Origin of the sequence: Nocardioides sp. YIM 152588, assembly GCF_040191335.1 — a bacterium.
Classification (GTDB): Bacteria; Actinomycetota; Actinomycetes; order Propionibacteriales; family Nocardioidaceae; genus Nocardioides.
Window position 1 is genome coordinate 50,411 of sequence record NZ_JBEGDJ010000018.1, and the last position, 17,605, is coordinate 68,015.

15 protein-coding genes are annotated in these 17,605 nt (G+C 73.1%); 5 read left to right on the top strand and 10 right to left on the bottom strand.

Features of this window, described 5'->3' with window-relative positions:
* Positions 1 to 39: 39 nt before the first annotated feature.
* From ABLM29_RS11045 to purL, 6 genes are all read right to left on the bottom strand, one after another.
* Complete coding sequence (locus ABLM29_RS11045; protein ID WP_349714157.1) at positions 40 to 1,230, bottom strand: substrate-binding domain-containing protein; 1,191 nt, start codon at positions 1,228 to 1,230, stop codon at positions 40 to 42.
* Positions 1,231 to 1,378: 148 nt separating this feature from the next.
* Entirely contained in the window at positions 1,379 to 1,759 is a 381-nt protein-coding gene (locus ABLM29_RS11050) for a sterol carrier family protein (protein ID WP_349714158.1), read from the bottom strand.
* A gap of 168 nt (positions 1,760 to 1,927) precedes the next feature.
* Positions 1,928 to 3,163, bottom strand: a complete 1,236-nt coding sequence (locus ABLM29_RS11055) for a kynureninase (RefSeq protein ID WP_349714159.1) — start codon at positions 3,161 to 3,163, stop codon at positions 1,928 to 1,930.
* Positions 3,160 to 4,050, bottom strand: coding sequence for a hypothetical protein (locus ABLM29_RS11060; RefSeq protein WP_349714160.1), 891 nt, complete (start codon positions 4,048 to 4,050; stop codon positions 3,160 to 3,162). Before ABLM29_RS11060 ends, ABLM29_RS11055 begins: the two co-directional genes overlap by 4 nt.
* Before the next feature lie 5 nt (positions 4,051 to 4,055).
* Positions 4,056 to 4,904 carry a tryptophan 2,3-dioxygenase gene (kynA, locus tag ABLM29_RS11065; protein ID WP_349714161.1) on the bottom strand — a complete coding sequence of 283 codons (849 nt, stop codon included), beginning with the start codon at positions 4,902 to 4,904 and terminating at the stop codon, positions 4,056 to 4,058.
* A 10-nt stretch (positions 4,905 to 4,914) separates the two neighbouring features.
* On the bottom strand, positions 4,915 to 7,209 hold the full coding sequence (gene purL, locus ABLM29_RS11070; protein WP_349714162.1) for a phosphoribosylformylglycinamidine synthase subunit PurL: 2,295 nt from the start codon (positions 7,207 to 7,209) through the stop codon (positions 4,915 to 4,917).
* A 184-nt stretch (positions 7,210 to 7,393) separates the two neighbouring features.
* On the opposite strand from purL, the gene ABLM29_RS11075 reads away from it, so the two are divergent.
* The 3 genes from ABLM29_RS11075 to ABLM29_RS11085 all read left to right on the top strand — a co-directional run bounded on the left by ABLM29_RS11075 (position 7,394) and on the right by ABLM29_RS11085 (position 11,486).
* Positions 7,394 to 8,833 carry a glycoside hydrolase domain-containing protein gene (locus tag ABLM29_RS11075; protein ID WP_349714163.1) on the top strand — a complete coding sequence of 480 codons (1,440 nt, stop codon included), beginning with the start codon at positions 7,394 to 7,396 and terminating at the stop codon, positions 8,831 to 8,833.
* A gap of 197 nt (positions 8,834 to 9,030) precedes the next feature.
* Positions 9,031 to 11,103: a flagellar biosynthesis protein FlhA gene (flhA, locus tag ABLM29_RS11080; RefSeq protein ID WP_349714164.1), complete on the top strand. Its 2,073-nt coding sequence runs from the start codon at positions 9,031 to 9,033 to the stop codon at positions 11,101 to 11,103.
* A complete protein-coding gene (locus ABLM29_RS11085; protein WP_349714165.1) occupies positions 11,103 to 11,486 on the top strand; it encodes a hypothetical protein in 384 nt (127 codons plus the stop codon). The genes flhA and ABLM29_RS11085 overlap by 1 nt, the downstream gene beginning before the upstream one ends.
* Before the next feature lie 319 nt (positions 11,487 to 11,805).
* Here ABLM29_RS11085 and katG read toward each other — a convergent pair whose 3' ends face one another.
* Together katG and ABLM29_RS11095 are read right to left on the bottom strand one after the other, a co-directional pair.
* A complete protein-coding gene (gene katG / locus ABLM29_RS11090) occupies positions 11,806 to 14,013 on the bottom strand; it encodes a catalase/peroxidase HPI (RefSeq protein ID WP_349714166.1) in 2,208 nt (735 codons plus the stop codon).
* A gap of 39 nt (positions 14,014 to 14,052) precedes the next feature.
* On the bottom strand, positions 14,053 to 14,511 hold the full coding sequence (locus ABLM29_RS11095) for a Fur family transcriptional regulator (protein WP_349714167.1): 459 nt from the start codon (positions 14,509 to 14,511) through the stop codon (positions 14,053 to 14,055).
* A 157-nt stretch (positions 14,512 to 14,668) separates the two neighbouring features.
* Between ABLM29_RS11095 and ABLM29_RS11100 the strand changes: the two genes are divergently transcribed.
* Both ABLM29_RS11100 and ABLM29_RS11105 read left to right on the top strand, forming a co-directional pair.
* A complete protein-coding gene (locus ABLM29_RS11100) occupies positions 14,669 to 15,820 on the top strand; it encodes a cytochrome P450 (RefSeq protein ID WP_349714168.1) in 1,152 nt (383 codons plus the stop codon).
* Positions 15,817 to 16,365 (top strand): TetR/AcrR family transcriptional regulator, encoded by a 549-nt coding sequence (locus ABLM29_RS11105; protein ID WP_349714169.1) that lies wholly within the window; start codon positions 15,817 to 15,819, stop codon positions 16,363 to 16,365. Before ABLM29_RS11100 ends, ABLM29_RS11105 begins: the two co-directional genes overlap by 4 nt.
* A 3-nt stretch (positions 16,366 to 16,368) precedes the next feature.
* On the opposite strand, the gene ABLM29_RS11110 is transcribed toward ABLM29_RS11105, so the two are convergent.
* Both ABLM29_RS11110 and ABLM29_RS11115 read right to left on the bottom strand, forming a co-directional pair.
* Positions 16,369 to 16,890 carry a GNAT family N-acetyltransferase gene (locus ABLM29_RS11110; protein ID WP_349714170.1) on the bottom strand — a complete coding sequence of 174 codons (522 nt, stop codon included), beginning with the start codon at positions 16,888 to 16,890 and terminating at the stop codon, positions 16,369 to 16,371.
* 14 nt (positions 16,891 to 16,904) lie between these two features.
* Entirely contained in the window at positions 16,905 to 17,369 is a 465-nt protein-coding gene (locus ABLM29_RS11115) for a PaaI family thioesterase (protein WP_349714171.1), read from the bottom strand.
* Between the last annotated feature and the right edge of the window lie 236 nt (positions 17,370 to 17,605).

The following is a 17,605-nucleotide window of genomic DNA, read 5'->3' on the forward strand; positions in this document are numbered from 1 at the left end:
GTCTCCCTGCTCCTGCTCGTCTCCTCGCTCGTGTCCGGCTCAGCCGGCCTCGGGCGGGGCGACGTCCTCGGCCGGGACGGCCGCGACCAGCTCGGGCGCCCAGCCCTCGCCGTCCTTGACCAGCTTGGCCTGGTACATCTCCTGGACCAGGGCGTGGTCGCCGGCCCGGACCGTGACCGTGCCCTTGGGGGCGTCGAAGGTGTAGCCCTCGAGCGCGGCCACCATCGCGTCGACGTCGCCCTCGCCCTCCTCGATCGCGTGCACGATCATCTGGGCGGCGGTGAAGCCGTCCGGGGTGAAGAGGTCGACGGTGCCGCCGGCGGCCTCGACCGCCTCGACCATCGCGTCGTTGACGGCGTTGTCCGGGGCGGTGCCGAAGTAGTGGGACAGGAAGCTGATCTTGTCCGCGACCGGGCCGTAGGCGCCGTAGCTGGCGACGTCGCCGAGGCCGGTGACGACCGGGGCGATGTCGAAGACGCCCTGCTGCTCCAGCGACTGCCACATCGAGCCGGTGGTCTCGCCCGCCCAGGCGACGAAGATCAGGTCGGGCTTGGCGTCCTTGAGCTGCTGGGAGAACGAGGTGAACTCCTTGATGTCCTCGCCGACGAGGAGCGGCTGGACCTTGGCGCCGCCCGCGCCGAGCAGCGCGTCGACGGCCGCGGCGTTGCCCTGGCCGAACGCGTTGTCCTGCGCGTAGACGACCACCTTCTGGCCGGCGACGTCGTCGAGGAAGGTGCCGGCGGTGGCGACGTCCTGCATGCTCTGGCGACCGGAGCGGAACGTGTAGCCGTTGACGCCGGTGATGGCGTCGGCGGCCGCCGGGCCGGAGACGTAGAGCACCTGGTTCTGGGCGGCCTGCTCGGCCACACCGAGGGCGACGCCGGAGGAGACGGTGCCGGTGAGGACCTGCACGCCGTCGCCGATGTACTCCTTGGTGAGCTGGACGGCCTTGTCCGGGTCGCCGGCGTCGTCGCCGTTGCGGATCTCGATCGTGATCCCGTCGACCTCGCCGGTGCCGTCCGTGGCGTAGTCCAGGCCGGCGTTGAAGCCGTCCAGGAACGACTGGCCGTAGGCGGCCAGCGGCCCCGTCTCGGAGGTGATCACGCCGACCTCGATGGTGTCGGTGCCCGAGCCGGCGTCCGTGCTCTCGGCCGACGGAGCACAGGCCGAGAGGGCCAGCGTGGCCGCCACGGCCACCGAGCCCAGGACGTGCTTGGTGCTGACGCGCATGTCGTCCCCTTTCGATTTCGGTCCCAACCTGAGACCCGATTCAGGTTACGGAACCTAGGTGACGACAGTCACACTGTCAACCGGTTCGAGGGGATGCGGTCGTCGCTGGGCGGGCCGGGGCGGCCCGTCCTCCGCGAGGAGGGGGCGCTCAGGCCTCCAGCAGGGGCAGGTACGGCGCCAGGTCGGTGCGCTCGCCGCTGGCCGTCGCCCGGCCCTCGGCGAGCACCTGCTCCCAGGTGGTCGCCCCCGTGGCCAGCGCGATCCAGGTCGACGCGTCGGTCTCGACCACCGCCGGCGGCGTACCGCGGGTGTGGCGGACGCCCTCGACCACCTGGACCGCCGCGAAGGGCGGCACGCGGACCTCGACCGAGCGGCCCGGGGCACGCTCCTCGAGCAGCGCCAGGAAGTGCTTGGTGAGCAGGCGCAGGTCGGCCCGGTCGGGCTTCTCGCCGGCGCCGGCGCTGGCGTCGAGGCGGGTCAGCGCGGCCGCGACCTCGGCGGGGTCGGCAGGGCGGAGTCGGGCGGGCATCGGGGTGATTCTGCCCGCCGACACCCCGATCGCCGAGTTGGGGGTTGCCGACACCCGAGTCCCGGTTCGGCGACAACCCGTGCGTCAAGGCGAGAGAAGCCCGTCGCGAACCCTCAACTCGCGGGTCGGCAACCCCCAACTCGCGGGTCGGCAACCCCCAACTCGCGGTTAGGGGGTCAGCTCGTCGGCGATCGCGGCCAGGCCGACCGCCACCTCGTGGAACGACGTGCTCAGCGGCGACAGGCCGACCCGCAGGCCGTGCGGCGGGCGGAAGTCGGGGATCACGCCGCGCTCCCAGAGCCGGGCGGTGACCGCCTTGAACTCCGGGTGGTCCAGCGTGATGTGGCTGCCGCGCTGCTCGGGGTCGAGCGGCGTCGCGATCGTCACCCCGAGCGGGACCAGCAGCTCCTCGGCGACCTCGACCGCGAAGGCCGTGAGGGCCCGCGACTTGGCGCGCACGGCCGGCATCCCGGCGGCGTCGATCAGGTCGAGCATCGTCCGCATCGGGACCATCGCGAGCACCGGCGGGGTGCCGCTGATCATCCGGCGGATGCCGGTGGCGGGCTGGTAGGCCTCGCCCATCGCGAACGGGTCCGCGGCGCCCATCCAGCCCTGGATCGGCTGGCGCATCGTGGCCTGGTGGCGGTGCGCGACGTAGCCGAACGCGGGCGAGCCGGGGCCGCCGTTGAGGTACTTGTAGGTGCAGCCGACCGCCAGGTCGACCCCGTCCTCGTCCAGCGCCAGCTCGATCGCTCCGGTGGCGTGGCTCAGGTCCCACAGGACCAGCGCGCCGGCGTCGTGCGCGGCGGCGGTGATGCCGGGGATGTCGGCGATGTGGCCCGAGCGGTAGGCGATCGCGCTGAGCAGCACCAGCGCGGTGCGCTCGCTGACCACACCGGCGACCTGCTCGCGGGTCACCCCGCTGTCGTGGGGCGCCTCCAGCCAGCGCACGGTCAGGCCGAAGTCGTCCGCGAGCCCCTCGACGATGAACCGGTCGGTCGGGAAGTTGTCGCGGTCGATGACGATCTCGTCGCGCCCCGCCTGCGCGCCGAGCGCGGCGCGGGCCAGCTTGTAGAGCATCACGGTCGTCGAGTCGGCCACGATCGTCTGCCCGGGGGCGGCGCCGAGCGTCACCCGCGCGAGGGTGTCGCCGAGCTCGGTCGGGGCGTCCATCCAGCCCTCGTCCCAGGCCCGGATCAGCCGGTCGCCCCAGGCGCCGTCGACGAGCTCGACCAGCCGGTCGCGGCTCGCCTTCAGCGGCCGGCCCAGCGAGTTGCCGTCCAGGTAGGCGTGGACGCCCTCGGTGGTCAGGAACGCGTCCCGGTACGACGCCAGCGGGTCCTCGCGGTCGAGCACCGCCGCCCGCGCCGCCACCGACGCCGGCACCTCGGGCAGCCCGCTCACGGCGCCTCCGCCTCGACCCGCACGGACGTCTCCAGCCACTTCACCAGCTCCTCGGCGTCGCGGGGCCGCGGCCCCGGTGCGGCCAGGCGGGGACCGCTCCCGTCCTCCGGCGCGAGCACGGCGGCGAGGAGCTCCTCGCCGGCCAGCCCGGCCTCCCCCAGTGCCCGGATCTCGTCGGCCACGACGCCGGCCGGGGCCGGGCCGTTGCCGAGGTCGGTGCCGTGCACGACCCGGCCGCCGGCGGCCAGGAAGCGGCGCACGTTGTCGATGGCCACCGCGCGCTCGGCCGGCCCGTGGATCGCGAGGGTCGAGATCCAGGTCATCCGCGCGCCGGCGGCGAGGACCGCGTCCGGCACCCGCTCGGTCCACGGCGCGTGCGCGAGCATGTCGGCGCCGGCGGCGACCGCCCGCGCGACCTGGCCGGGCCCCTCGGCGTGCACCACGGCCGGCAGGCCGGCCTCGTGGGCGGCGTAGACGAGGGCGTCCAGCTCGGCGTCGCCGAGCAGCGGCATCCCGGCGTGCAGCACGATCTTGATCCGGCTCGCCCCCTGGGCGGCGGCGACGTGTGCGGCGGCCCGGGCGTCCTCGGCGTCGGCGATCGGGCGGACCGCCTCGACCGGGGCCCACGAGCGGCCCGTGGGGTAGCCGCCGGGGGCGGTGTGGAACCTGCCGGCGTACCGGACCCGGACGCCGGTCGGCGGCGCGCTCGCCCAGGCGGCGATCTGCTCCGGCACCCAGCCCAGGTCGTGCACCTCGACGACCGGCGAGCCGGCGAACAGGTCGCGGTCGACGAGGCCGAGGTGGACGTGGTGGTCGACGACGCCGGGCAGCACGGTCAGGTCGGCCGACCCGGTGGTCCCGGGGCCGGCCGCGACGAGGTCAGCCACGGTGGTCAGCCACCGAGCTGGGTCCGGACCGAGATCAGCTCCGGGAAGAACGTGAGGTCGAGGGCCCGCTTGAGGAACCCGACGCCCGAGGAGCCGCCGGTGCCGGTCTTGAAGCCGATCGTGCGCTGCACGGTGCGCAGGTGGCGGAACCGCCAGAACTGGAAGGCGTCCTCGATGTCGACCAGGTCCTCGGAGGTCTCGTAGAGGTCCCAGTGCGTCTCGGTGTCGGTGTAGACCTCGCGGAACACCTCGACCAGCGCCGGCACCTCGACCCACGGCTCGCGCACGTCGCGCTCGAGCACCGACGCCGGGACGGGCAGCCCGCGGCGGGCGACGAGGCGCAGGAAGGCGTCGTAGACGGTCGGCTGCTCGTAGACCTCGGTCAGCATCGCGTGCGCGGGCGGGTCGGACTCGAAGACCTTGAGCATCGCGGCGTGCTTGTTGCCGAGCATGAACTCGATCGCCCGGTACTGCACCGACTGGAACCCCGAGGACGGGCCGAGCACGTCGCGGAACTGGGCGTACTCGGTCGGGGTGAGGGTGGCCAGCACCGACCACTGCTCGGTGATCGTCTTGAGGATGTGCTTGACCCGGGCGAGGCTCTTCAGCGCCGGCGCGAGGTCGTCGGCGTCCAGGAACGCGCGGGCGCCCCGCAGCTCGTGGATCATCAGCTTCAGCCACAGCTCGGTGGTCTGGTGCTGGATGACGAAGAGCAGCTCGTCGTGGTGGTCGCTCAGCGGGTGCTGGGCCGACAGCAGCCGGTCCAGGTCCAGGTAGCCGCCGTAGGTCAGGCGCGACTCCAGGTCGGTGTGCACGCCCTCCTCCAGCGGCCGCACCCCGTGCTCGATGCTCATCGGACCGTCCTCAGCCGAGCGCGTCCGGCAGCGTCGCGCTCCACGCCTCGCGCGCCTCGGCGAGCGGGATCTCGAAGCGACCCTCGACGGCGATCGCGTCGCCGCCGGTGGTGCCGATCGGGGCGACCGGGACGCCGTGCTCGGCGGCGAGGGCGGTGACCCGCTCCACGGCGTCGGCGGGCACGGTGACCAGGGCGCGGGTGGCGGACTCGGAGAAGAGCGCGATGAACGCGTCGCCGGCGACCGCCGTCAGGTCGACGCGGGCGCCGACGCCGTTGGCCAGGCCGGCCTCGACGAGCGCCTGGGCGAGGCCGCCGTCGGCGAGGTCGTGGGCGCTGGTGGCGGTGCCGACCAGCTCGGTCAGCAGGGTGCCGAGCGCGGCCTCGGCGGCGAGGTCGAGCACCGGCGGGCGGCCGCCGAGGTGGCCGTGGACGACGTGCGCCCACTCCGAGCCGGAGAGCTCCTCGCGGGTGGCGCCGAGCAGCAGCACCGCCTCGTCCGCGGCGGTGAAGCCGGTCGGCGTACGGCGGGTGACGTCCTCGATCACGCCGAGGACGGCGACCACCGGGGTCGGCAGGATCGCGACCTCGCCGGTCTGGTTGTAGAGGCTGACGTTGCCGCCGGTGACCGGCACGCCGAGCTCGAGGCAGGCGTCCTTGAGGCCGCGGCAGGCCTCGGCGAACTGCCACATCACGTCGGTGTCCTCGGGCGAGCCGAAGTTGAGGCAGTCGCTGACGGCGAGCGGGGTGGCGCCGCCGGTGGAGACGTTGCGGTAGGCCTCGGCCAGGGCGAGCTGGGCGCCGGCGTAGGGGTCGAGCTTGGCGAAGCGGCCGTTGCAGTCGGTGGCGACGGAGACGCCGAGGTTGGACTCCTCGTCGACCCGGACCATGCCGCTGTCGGCGGGCTGGGCGAGCACGGTGTTGCCCTGGACGTAGCGGTCGTACTGGTCGGTGATCCAGGACTTGTCGCACAGGTTCGGGCTGGCGGCGAGCTGCAGCACGGTGGCCCGCAGCTCGGCGTCGGTGGTGGGCCGCGGCAGCACCTCGGCGGCGTCGGCCTGGAGGGCGTCCTGCCACTCCGGTCGGGCGAACGGGCGCTGGTAGACGGGGCCGTCGTGGGCCACGGTGCGCGGCGGTACGTCGACGACGACATCGCCGTGCCAGGTGATCTCCAGGCGGCCGGTGTCGGTGACCGCGCCGATGTCGACGGCCTCGACGTCCCACTTGGCGCAGATGGCGAGGAACTCGTCGACGTCGCCGGGCTCGACGACGGCCATCATCCGCTCCTGGCTCTCGCTCATCAGGATCTCCTCCGGCGCGAGCGTGGAGTCGCGCAGCGGGACCCGGTCGAGCTCGACGCTCATGCCACCGTCACCGGCGGAGGCGAGCTCGGAGGTGGCGCAGGAGAGGCCGGCGCCGCCGAGGTCCTGGATGCCGGCGACGACGCCGGCCTTGAAGAGCTCGAGGGTGCACTCGATGAGCAGCTTCTCCATGAACGGGTCGCCGACCTGGACGCTGGGCCGCTTGGCCGGGCCGTCGGCGTCGAAGGTCTCGCTCGCCAGGACCGAGACGCCGCCGATGCCGTCGCCACCGGTGCGGGCGCCGTACAGCATCACGCGGTTGCCGGTGCCGGACGCCTTGGCCAGGTGCAGGTCCTCGTGCTTGAGGACGCCGACGCAGAGGGCGTTGACCAGCGGGTTGCCGGCGTAGGTGGGGTCGAAGACGGCCTCGCCGCCGATGTTGGGCAGGCCCAGGCAGTTGCCGTAGCCGCCGACGCCGGCGACGATCCCGGGCAGCACCCGGTGGGTGTCCTCGGCCTCGAGCGGGCCGAATCGCAGCGGGTCCATCACGGCGACCGGGCGGGCGCCCATCGCGAGGATGTCGCGGACGATGCCGCCGACGCCGGTGGCCGCGCCCTGGTAGGGCTCGACGTAGGACGGGTGGTTGTGGGACTCGACCTTGAAGGTCACCGCGTAGCCCTGGCCGATGTCGATGACGCCGGCGTTCTCGCCGATGCCGGCGAGCATGGCGCCGACGCGGGTCTCCTGGGGGATCTCGGAGAACTGCTTGAGGTGCACCTTGGACGACTTGTAGGAGCAGTGCTCGCTCCACATCACCGAGTACATCGCCAGCTCCGAGGAGGTCGGGCGGCGGCCCAGGATCTCCTTGATCCGGTCGTACTCGTCGGCCTTCAGCCCGAGCTCGGCCCACGGCTGGTCGCGGTCCGGGTCGGACCCGGCGACGGCGACCGTGTCGAGGGTGGGGCGGAGGGTGTCGGACGCAAGCTCAGGCGCGAGATCAGCCACGGGGGTCAGGGTATCCCGCAGCCCCGGGAAGGCCGCAGTCGGCGGCGGCCGCCGCTCGCCCGGACCGTCCGACGCCGAACTACGTCACTGTAGTTCTTTGGGGTTTCTGTTACAAGAGTGACGAATGTGGTTAGGGTGGCCCGACTTTCGACGGATCGACACCTTCTTCCCCTGGAGTTCCGCCATGTCTGCCCGGTCCACCACGCCTGCCCGCGCCCGCCTGCTCCGACCACTGGCCGGGCTCGCAGCACTCGGCACCACCGCCGCGCTCGCACTGACGGTGCTCGCCGGCCCGCAGCCCACCGCCGCACCGGAGTCCCCGACGAGCGCCTCCCCCGAGGGGCTCACGGCGGCCCTCGTCGCGGCCGCACCCAACCCGGTCACCCCCGGCGACTTCGCCGGCTACGGCTTCGACCAGTGCCTCGCCCCGACCCAGTCGGCGATGGACACCTGGCTGCGGAGCTCGCCGTTCCTCTCCGTGGGCATCTACATCTCCGGCAACTCCCGCGCGTGCCGCAACCAGCCGAACCTGACCCCGACCTGGATCCGCACCCAGCTGCGCAAGGGCTGGCGCCTGCTGCCGATCACGCTCGGCCCGCAGGCCTCGTGCGCCACCCGGTTCCCGCGCTACTCCGACGACCCGACGATCAACCCCAAGCCCGGCAAGCGCGACCTCTACCGCAAGGCCCGCGCGATGGGTCGCGACGAGGCGGTCACCGCCGTCGCCGAGGCGAAGCGGCTGGGGATCGTGCCCGGCAGCACCCTCTGGTACGACCTCGAGGGCTACGACAGCACCAACCGGCACTGCCGCGAGTCCGCGCTGGCCTTCCTCAGCGGCTGGACCTACCGCCTGCACGAGCTGGACTACGTCTCCGGCGTCTACTCCAGCGCCGGCTCCGGCATCAAGGACCTCGACGACGCCCGCGTCAGCCGGCCGAAGGCCTTCGAGCTGCCCGACATGATCTGGGTGGCGCGCTGGGATGGCGTCGCGAACACCTCGACGTCGTACATCCGCGACGACGGCTGGCGGCCGGGCGGCCGCGTGAAGCAGTACCAGGGCGGTCACAACGAGACCTGGGGCGGCGTCACCATCAACATCGACCGCAACTACCTCGACGTCGGCAACGGCCACGCCGCGCCGGCCGACCCCCACTGCGGCGGGGTGCGCGTCAACTTCAGGACCTACCCCGGCCTGGCCGCGCCGACCGACACCACGACGCCCCCCAAGGGCCGGGTCAGGGCGCTGCAGTGCCTGCTCACCGAGCAGGACCGCTACGACGGCAAGATCAACGGCCTCTACAAGGCCGCCACGGTCAAGGCGGTCACCGCCTGGCAGACCGCGCGCGGCGTCGCGGCCACCGGCCAGGTCACCACCAAGGACTGGATGCGCCTGCACGCCGCCGGGAACCGGCCGATCCTCAAGATCGGCTCCACCGGCGCGGAGGTCCGCCGCGTCCAGCGCACGCTCAACGCGGCCAGCGGGTCCACGCGCCTGAAGGCCGACGGCGTGTACGACGCCGAGCTGGCCGACGCGGTGCGCGCCTACCAGCGGCGGGTCGGCACCAAGGTCTCCGGGATCGTCGACACCCGCACCTGGCGACGGCTGGCGGCGGCCCGCACCTGAGCCGCCCCCGCCGTACCGGCGCCCCGTCCGCACCCGCGGCGGGGCGCCGGCGCCGTTTTCGGCGCGGATCCCTCAGGTCGGCGCCGCGGCGGCCGATCCCGCAGGCACGACGCCAGGACGGCGCCACCACTTGCGTGCCACGGACGGCACTCCGCCACGCACCGGACTCGGCCGGTGTGCCTCGAGAGGCCGGATGAGTGCCCGTTCAGTCCCTGCAGAAGCTCGCGATCCCGCTCGGCATCGTGCTGATCGTCGTCATGCTGGTCGTCCCGCTGCCCGCGGTCCTCCTCGACTTCCTCATCGCGGTCAACATCACCGGCGCCCTGCTGGTGCTGATGGTCGCGATGTTCATCCACCGTCCCCTGGACTTCGCCGCCTTCCCCTCGGTGATCCTGGTGATGACGCTGTTCCGGCTCGCGCTCAACGTCAGCGCCACCCGCCTGGTGCTGCTCGACGGGTACGCCGGCAAGGTGATCGACACGTTCGGCCACTTCGTGGTCGGTGGCTCGCTGATCGTCGGCCTGATCGTCTTCGTGATCCTGCTGATCATCCAGTTCGTCGTCATCACCAACGGTGCCGGACGCGTGGCCGAGGTCGGCGCCCGGTTCACCCTCGACGCGATGCCGGGCAAGCAGATGGCCATCGACGCCGACCTCAACTCCGGCCTGATCGACGAGGAGCAGGCCCGCCGGCGCCGCGCCGAGGTGCACGCCGAGGCCGACTTCCACGGCGCGATGGACGGCGCCATGAAGTTCGTCAAGGGCGACGCGATCGCGGCGATCGTGATCACGCTGGTGAACCTGATCGGCGGCTTCGCCATCGGTGTCGCCCAGCACGGGATGTCGTTCACCGAGGCGATCAGCACCTACTCCCTGCTCTCCATCGGCGACGGCCTGGTCTCCCAGATCCCGGCGCTGCTGCTGTCCGTGGCGGCCGGCCTCGTGGTGACCCGATCGGTCAGCGAGTCCGACCTCGGCTCGCACCTGATCAGCCAGATCGCGGCCCGGCAGATGCCGCTCAGGGTGGCCGGCTTCGGCGCCCTCGGGCTGTGCATCATCCCCGGCCTGCCGAAGCTCCCGTTCATCGTGGTCGGCGGCGTCATGCTGCTGGCCTCGAGCCGGATCGACGAGTCCGGCCCGGCGTCCGCGGAGACCACGTCCGAGGCCGAGGCCGAGGCGCTCGAGGCCCCCGACTCCCCCGAGCGGCTCGCCGCCGAGATCCGGGTCGACCCCCTCGGCCTGGAGCTCTCGGCCGACCTCATCGACCTGGTCGACGCCCGCACCGGCGGCGACCTGCTCGACCGGGTCAAGGCGCTGCGCCGCAAGATCGCCGGCGAGCTCGGCATCGTGATCCCGCCCGTGCGGACGCGCGACAACCTCGAGCTGCCGCCGAACACCTACGCGATCACGCTCTTCGGCGCCGAGATCGCCCGCGGCCAGGCGCCGCGGGGCACCGTGCTGGCGATCGGCGACTTCCTCGCCGCGCTGCCCGGGACGCCGACCCGCGAGCCCGTCTTCGGACTCGACGCGAAGTGGATCCCCGCCGAGCTGCGCCACCAGGCCGAGATCGGCGGCGCCACCGTCGTTGACCGCGCCTCGGTGGTCACCACCCACCTGGCCGAGGTGGTGCACCGCCACGCCAGCAACCTGCTGGGCCGCGAGGACGTGCGGCTGCTGACCGACGTGGTCAAGCGCAGCCACCCGGTGGTGATCGAGGAGCTCACGCCCACCCAGCTCTCCCTCGGCGAGGTGCAGCGGGTGCTCCGCGCGCTGCTCGACGAGGGCGTGCCGATCCGCGACCTGGTCCGGATCTTCGAGGCGCTCTCGGTCCGCGCCGCGAGCTCGAAGGACCTCGACGGCCTCGTCGATGCCGCGCGGGCCGCGCTCGACCCGGCCCTGGCGGCGCCGTACGTCACCGACGGGGTGCTGCACGTGATCAGCCTCGACCCGGTGCTCGAGCAGCACATGCTCGAGGCGCTGCGACCCGGCGACCTCGGTGCCCAGCTGCTCGTCGACCCGGACCTCGCCCAGCACCTGATGGGGAGCCTGGCCCAGCACCTGGCGAGCGCGGAGGAGCAGGACATCCGTCCGGTCCTGGTCTGCGCACCGCAGATCCGCGCCGCGCTGCGGCGCCTGGTCGCCCCCGCGGTCGAGCGCCTCCCCGTCTTCGCCTACACCGAGCTCGGCGCGGCCCAGCAGGTCCGCTCGCTCGGCGTGGTCTCCGGCACCCCGGCGGCGCCCGTCGCCCCGGTCGCCCTGGCAGGTCGCTGATGAGCCCGGTGCGCGTGCCCGGCCGCGGCGTGGTCGAGGGCTGGACGCTCCTGGCCGCCGCCGTGATGGCCTCGCCGGCCGGGTGGCAGCTGAGCCGCGGGATGCTGTCGCTGACCGACGCGCTGATCCGGTACCTGATCGTGCTCGCCGGCTGCTGCGCGGTCACGCTGGCGGTGCGGGGGGCCTGGCCGCTGCTGGCCGGCCCCGCCTCGCCGCGGGGCTCGCGGCCCGTCGACGAGCTCGCGGCGGCGGCCGAGCTGATCGGCGTCTCCGACCTGATGGGCCCCGGCGACGGAGGTCAGTCGTGGGACGAGGAGCGGCTGTGGGACGCCGAGGGCGACGTCGCCGACCTGCTCGGTACGCCGGCTGCGCAGGCGTCGTAGCGGCGTACCCGGCGGGGTCATGTAACACGCTGTCCGCCGCTCTTCTCGGCCGTTCGCGGCGTTGTCATGTAACACGCCGTCCACCGCTCCTCTCGGCCGTTGGCGGCGGTAGGGACCCGCCGCAACGGGCTCGAACCGACGTGGACGACCGACCACTCAGGTGGACCGCGTGTTACATCCCCCGACCGCCGACCAGAGCGGTGGACCACGTGTTACATCACCCGACGACCGCGGCCGCCAACGACCGACGCCCGGGCCGGCCCCCATGGGCCGACCCGGGCGTCGGGTGGTGCGGTCAGGCCTTCTCAGGCCGGACGGATCAACGCAGGTCGAAGCGGTCCGCGTCCATGACCTTGACCCACGCGGCGACGAAGTCGTTGACGAACTTCTCCTTCGCGTCGTCGGAGGCGTAGACCTCGGCCAGCGCCCGCAGCTCGGAGTTCGAGCCGAAGACCAGGTCGTTGCGGGTGCCGGTCAGCGTCTTGCCGGACTCCGTGGTGCCGGTGAAGACGTCCTCGGAGGAGTCCACGGCGGTCCAGGTGGTGCCGAGCTCGAGCAGGTTGACGAAGAAGTCGTTCGTCAGCGCGCCCGGGGTGTCGGTGAAGACGCCGTGCTCCGAGCCGTCCCAGTTGGTGCCGAGCACGCGGAGGCCGCCGATGAGGGCGGTCATCTCCGGCGCGCTGACGCCGAGCAGGTTGGCGCGGTCGACCAGGGTGAACTCGGCCGGGAACTTGCTGGACTTGGCCAGGTAGTTCCGGAAGCCGTCGGCCCTGGGCTCCATGTAGCCGAAGGACTCGACGTCGGTCTGCTCCTGGGTCGCGTCGCCGCGGCCGGTGGAGGTGGTGACGGTGACGTCGACGCCGGCCGCGGCCGCCGCCTTCTCGACGCCCACCGAGCCACCGACGACGATCGCGTCGGCCAGGGAGACGCCCTGGGCCGCGGCGATCTCACCGAGGGTGGAGAGGACCGGGGCGAGCTCGGCCGGGCGGTTGATGGCCCAGGACTTCTGCGGCTCCAGGGCGATGCGGGCGCCGTTGGCGCCGCCGCGCTTGTCGGAGGAGCGGAAGGTCGAGGCCGACGCCCAGGCGGTGGAGACCAGCTGGGAGACCGAGAGGCCGGAGTCGGTGATCGCGGCCTTCAGCTCGGCGACCTGCGCGTCGGTCAGGGCGGTGCCGGTGGGCACCGGGTCCTGCCAGACCAGGTCCTCGGCCGGGACCTCGGCGCCGAGGTAGCGCGCCTTCGGGCCCATGTCGCGGTGGGTCAGCTTGAACCAGGCGCGGGCGAACGCGTCGGTGAAGGCGTCCTGGTCCTCCTTGAACTTGCGGGAGATGGCCTCGAACTCGGGGTCCACCCGCAGCGCCAGGTCGGAGGTGAGCATGCGCGGCTCGCGCTTGCCGTCACCGAACGACTCGGGCACGAGGTCCGCGCCGCCGTTGTCGACCGGGCGCCACTGGTGCGCGCCGGCCGGCGACTGGAAGAGCTCCCACTCGTAGGCGAAGAGGATGTGGAAGAACTCGTTGTCCCACCGGGTCGGGTGGTAGGTCCAGGTGACCTCCAGGCCCGAGGTGATCGCGTCGAGGCCCTTGCCCGAGGCGTGGGTCGAGGCCCAGCCCAGGCCCTGCTCCTCGATCTTCGCCGCCTCCGGCTCGGCGCCGACCAGCTCGGCGTCGCCGGCACCGTGGGTCTTGCCGAAGGTGTGGCCGCCGGCGATCAGCGCGACGGTCTCCTCCAGGTTCATGCCCATCCGGGTGAAGGTGTCCTTGATGTCCACCGCGGAGGCCAGCGGGTCGGGGTTGCCCTCGGGGCCCTCGGGGTTGACGTAGATCAGGCCCATCTGGACCGCGGCCAGCGGGTCGTCGAGGTCGCGCTCGCCGGTGTAGCGCTGCGCGCCGCCCTCGTCGCCACCGAGCCACTCGGTCTCGGGACCCCAGTAGATGTCGTCGTCGGCCTCCCACACGTCGGGGCGGCCGCCGCCGAAGCCGAACGTCGGGAAGCCCATCTCCTCCAGCGCGACGTTGCCGGCGAGGATCATCAGGTCGGCCCAGGAGAGCGCGCGGCCGTACTTCTTCTTGACCGGCCACAGCAGGCGGCGGGCCTTGTCCAGGTTGCCGTTGTCCGGCCAGGAGTTGAGCGGGGCGAACCGCTGCTGGCCGGTGCCGCCACCGCCGCGGCCGTCCTGGACGCGGTAGGTGCCGGCGGAGTGCCAGGCCATCCGGATGTAGAGCGGGCCGTAGTTGCCGAAGTCGGCCGGCCAGAACTCCTTGGAGTCGGTCAGCGTGGCGGCGATGTCGGCCTTGACCGCGCCGAGGTCGAGCGCCTCGAAGGCGGCCTTGTAGTCGAAGTCCGCACCGTAGGGGTCGCCCACCTCGGGGTTTTTGGCGAGGATCTTGAGGTTGAGCTTGTTCGGCCACCACTGCTGGTTCGGCGAACCCTGGCTCGGGTGGGGCAGGGCGTCGTGCATCACGGGGCACTTGCCGGCCGAGGACTCGTTCAGGTCAGCGAGCTCGGTCTCGTGGTTCTCGGACATATTTCCTCTCCAGATGGGCAAAGAACGGCGAAGGGAAGTTCAGGTGGCCGCGTCGACGGACGGCGCGGCGTCGGCCGCCTCGGCGGCGCAGTCGGGGCAGGTGCCCCAGTAGATGACCTCGGCCTCGTCGATGGCGAAGCCGTTGTCGTCGGAGGCGAGCAGGCAGGGGGCGTGGCCCACCGCGCAGTCGACGTCGCCGATGGCGCCGCAGCCGCGGCAGACCACGTGGTGGTGGTTGTCGCCGACCCGGCTCTCGTAGCGGGCCACCGAGCCCGACGGCTGGATCCGGCGGATCAGCCCGGTCGCGGTGAGGGCCCGCAGCACGTCGTAGACGGCCTGGTGCGAGACGTCCGGCAGCCCCTGCCGGACGACGCCGATCACGGTGTCGGTGTCGGCGTGCGCGTGCGCGTGGACGGCGCCCAGGACGGCCAACCGGGGACGGGTGACCCGGAGCCCGGCGCCGCGCAGCATCTGCGGGAAGTCGGGGGTCGTCTGCATGCACCGAAGACTGCCACCAATTCTTGAACGAGTCAAGAAAACTAAGCCTGACCTCAGAATGAAGCCCGGGCGGCGGGAAGTCGTTGACAGGTGGGCTCGCTCGTCTCACGATTGAGACATGACGACAGATCTGTCTCACACGGCGGAGCGGGCATTCGTGCCTCGCTCGGGCGCCACCTGGCACGACCCGTGGGGCATGTACACGGCCCTGCGCGAGCACGACCCGGTGCACCACGTGGCGGCGGGCGACTACTGGGTGCTGAGCCGGCACGAGCACGTCTACGCCGCGGTGCGCGACCACGAGACCTTCTCCTCCGCGGCCGGCCTGACGGTCGAGTACGGCGAGCTCGAGGCGATCGGCCTGGCCGACAACCCGCCGATGGTGATGACCGACCCGCCCAGCCACACCGAGTTCCGGCGCCTGGTCGGCCGCGGCTTCACCCCGCGCCAGGTGGAGTCCCTCGAGCCCGCCGTGCGGGCCTTCGTCACCGAGCGGCTCGACCGCCTCGCGGCCGCCGGCGGCGGGGACGTCGTCGACGCCCTCTTCAAGCCGCTGCCGAGCATGGTGGTGGCGCACTACCTCGGCGTCCCCGAGGCCGACCGCGACCGGTTCGACGCCTGGACCGACGCCATCGTCGCGGCCAACGTCGGCGCGGGCGACGCCGCCGCGGCGACGTCCGAGCTCGTCGGCTACTTCTCCGCGCTGATCGAGCGGCGCCGCAGCGAGCCCGGCGACGACGTCGTCTCCCACCTCGTCGCCGCCGGCGAGGGCGACTCCCCCGACGGGCTGCTGCGGATCCTCGCCTTCACCTTCACGATGGTGGCCGGTGGCAACGACACCACGACGGGCCTGCTCGGCTCGGGGATCCAGCTGCTCGCGGACCGTCCCGACCAGCGCGCGCGGGTCCTCGACGACGTACCGGCGGCGGTCGAGGAGCTGCTGCGCCTCACCTCCCCGGTGCAGGGGCTGGCCCGGACCACCACCCGCGACGTCACGATCGACGGCACCACGATCCCGGCGGGGCGGAAGGTGCTGCTCTGCTACGCCGCGGCCAACCGCGACCCGCGCGCCTTCGGCGCCGACGCCGAGGAGCTCGACGTGGCCCGCCACCCGCGGCAGATCCTCACCTTCGCCCACGGCGCCCACCACTGCCTCGGCGCCGCCGCGGCCCGGATGACGGCACGGGTCGCGCTGACCGAGCTGCTGACCCGGATGCCGGAGTTCACCGTCGACCCGGCGTCGGTCACGTGGGCGCCCGGCTCCTACGTCCGGCGCCCGCTGCGGGTGGACATCGGGGTCGGGCCGTGAGCTGGCTGGCCACACCGCACGCCACCGCGGCGACCGACCGGATCCTCGACGCGGCCGCGGGCCTCTTCGCCGCCGAGGGCCTCGGCGGTCCGGGGATGGAGGAGGTGGCCCACGCCGCCGGGTGCTCGCGCGCCACCCTCTACCGCTACTTCCCCAACCGCGCCGCGCTGCTGGGCGCGTTCGCCGAGCGCGAGGCGATCGCGGTCCTCGACGAGGTCGCCGCGGCGCGGCCCGGCGCCAGCCCCGAGGGGGTGGTGATCTCCGCCGTCGCGTGCCTGGCGGCGGTCCGCGCCCGGCCGCACCTGATGGCCTGGTACGCCGGCGACGGCGGCCAGGAGCTGCTGGCGGTGATGGCGGGCTCCGCCCGCATCCAGGACTACCTCCGCGCGGGGCTCCGGCGCAGCGGCGTCGCCGACCGGGCGCTGCCGCAGCTGCTGCTCCGCCTCCTGGTCTCCCTGCTGGTCACGCCCGCCGCCGACGAGCACGAGGAGCACGCCCTGCTCGAACGCCTGGTGCTGGGCGCCGCACCGACCGCACCCCTCTGAGTCTCAGGTGCCGGCGACGGCGCTGCGCCGCTCCATCAGTACGACGTCGCGCCACTGCCCGGCGAGCGGCCCGTACGCCATCCGGCCCACCCGTTCGCGGACACCCACGATCCGGAAGCCGGCCGCGCCGTGCAGCGCCAGGCTGGCGGCGTTCTCCGGGAAGATCCCGGCCTGCACGGTCCAGATCCCGGCCGCCTCGGTCGAGGCGAGGAACGCGTCGAGGAGCAACCGCCCCACGCCCCGGCCGACCGCCGGCGGGTCCACGTAGACCGAGACCTCCACGACGCCGGCGTACACGGCGCGGGTCGAGACCGCGGAGGCGGCGATCCACCCGAGCACCGGGCCGTCCTCCCCGGCGACGGCCACCAGGCGGTGCCCGGCCAGCTTCGCGGCGTCGAACCCCTCCCAGGTCGGCGGGGCGGCCTCGAACGTGGCGTGGCCGCCCGCGATCCCGGCGGCGTGGATCCGCTCGACCTCCGGCCAGTGCCGTGCCTCGAGCGGGACCGGCTTGGGCCGCGGTGCCACCGCGGGGGCCGTGGTCAGAACTTCCGCATCTGGTAGTGGCCGAGCGTCGTCGCGACGACCGTGCCGGACTCGTCGGTCAGCTCGGCGGAGAGCTGGAAGTCCGACTTCCCGTTGGCGGCGGTCTCGGCCAGGATCCGCTCGATCTCCTCGTCGGGCAGCGTGGCGCGCGAGACGACGTCCGAGTTCGCCGGGCGGCGGTAGTCGATCTCGAGCCGCTTCACCAGCGGCACGGCGCCCTCGAGCACGAGCGAGGTGCTCGCGTAGATGCCGCCGAGGACCTCCGCGACGGTGAACAGCGAGCCGGCGTACGCGGATCCGAAGTGGTTGCCGTTGGGCCCGAACGGGAGCCGTGCCGCGACGTCGTTGCGCCCCGCCTCGATCACCTCGATGCCCATGGCCCCGAGGATCGGGATCACCCGGTGCGTGTAGGCGGTGAGGTCCGCGGGGCTGGGCAGGGGGCTGGTCTCGTGCTCGGTCACGGGCGACAACCTATCCGCCCCGCGGCCCGGTCCCGGCCGGGGAGGCCGGGCGGCGCCGAACCGCCCGCCGCCGGCGTCGCAGGAACCTTTTGTCGCACCGGGCACGTCCCCGCGACTTCATGTCGCAGGTCGCGCGAATAGCACAAGAATCCGTCGTAGACGAGGGGTGACACGAGACGCCCACCTCACTAGCGTCCCAGCAGGTGCGCGACCCGCACCGTGAACGGACAACAGGA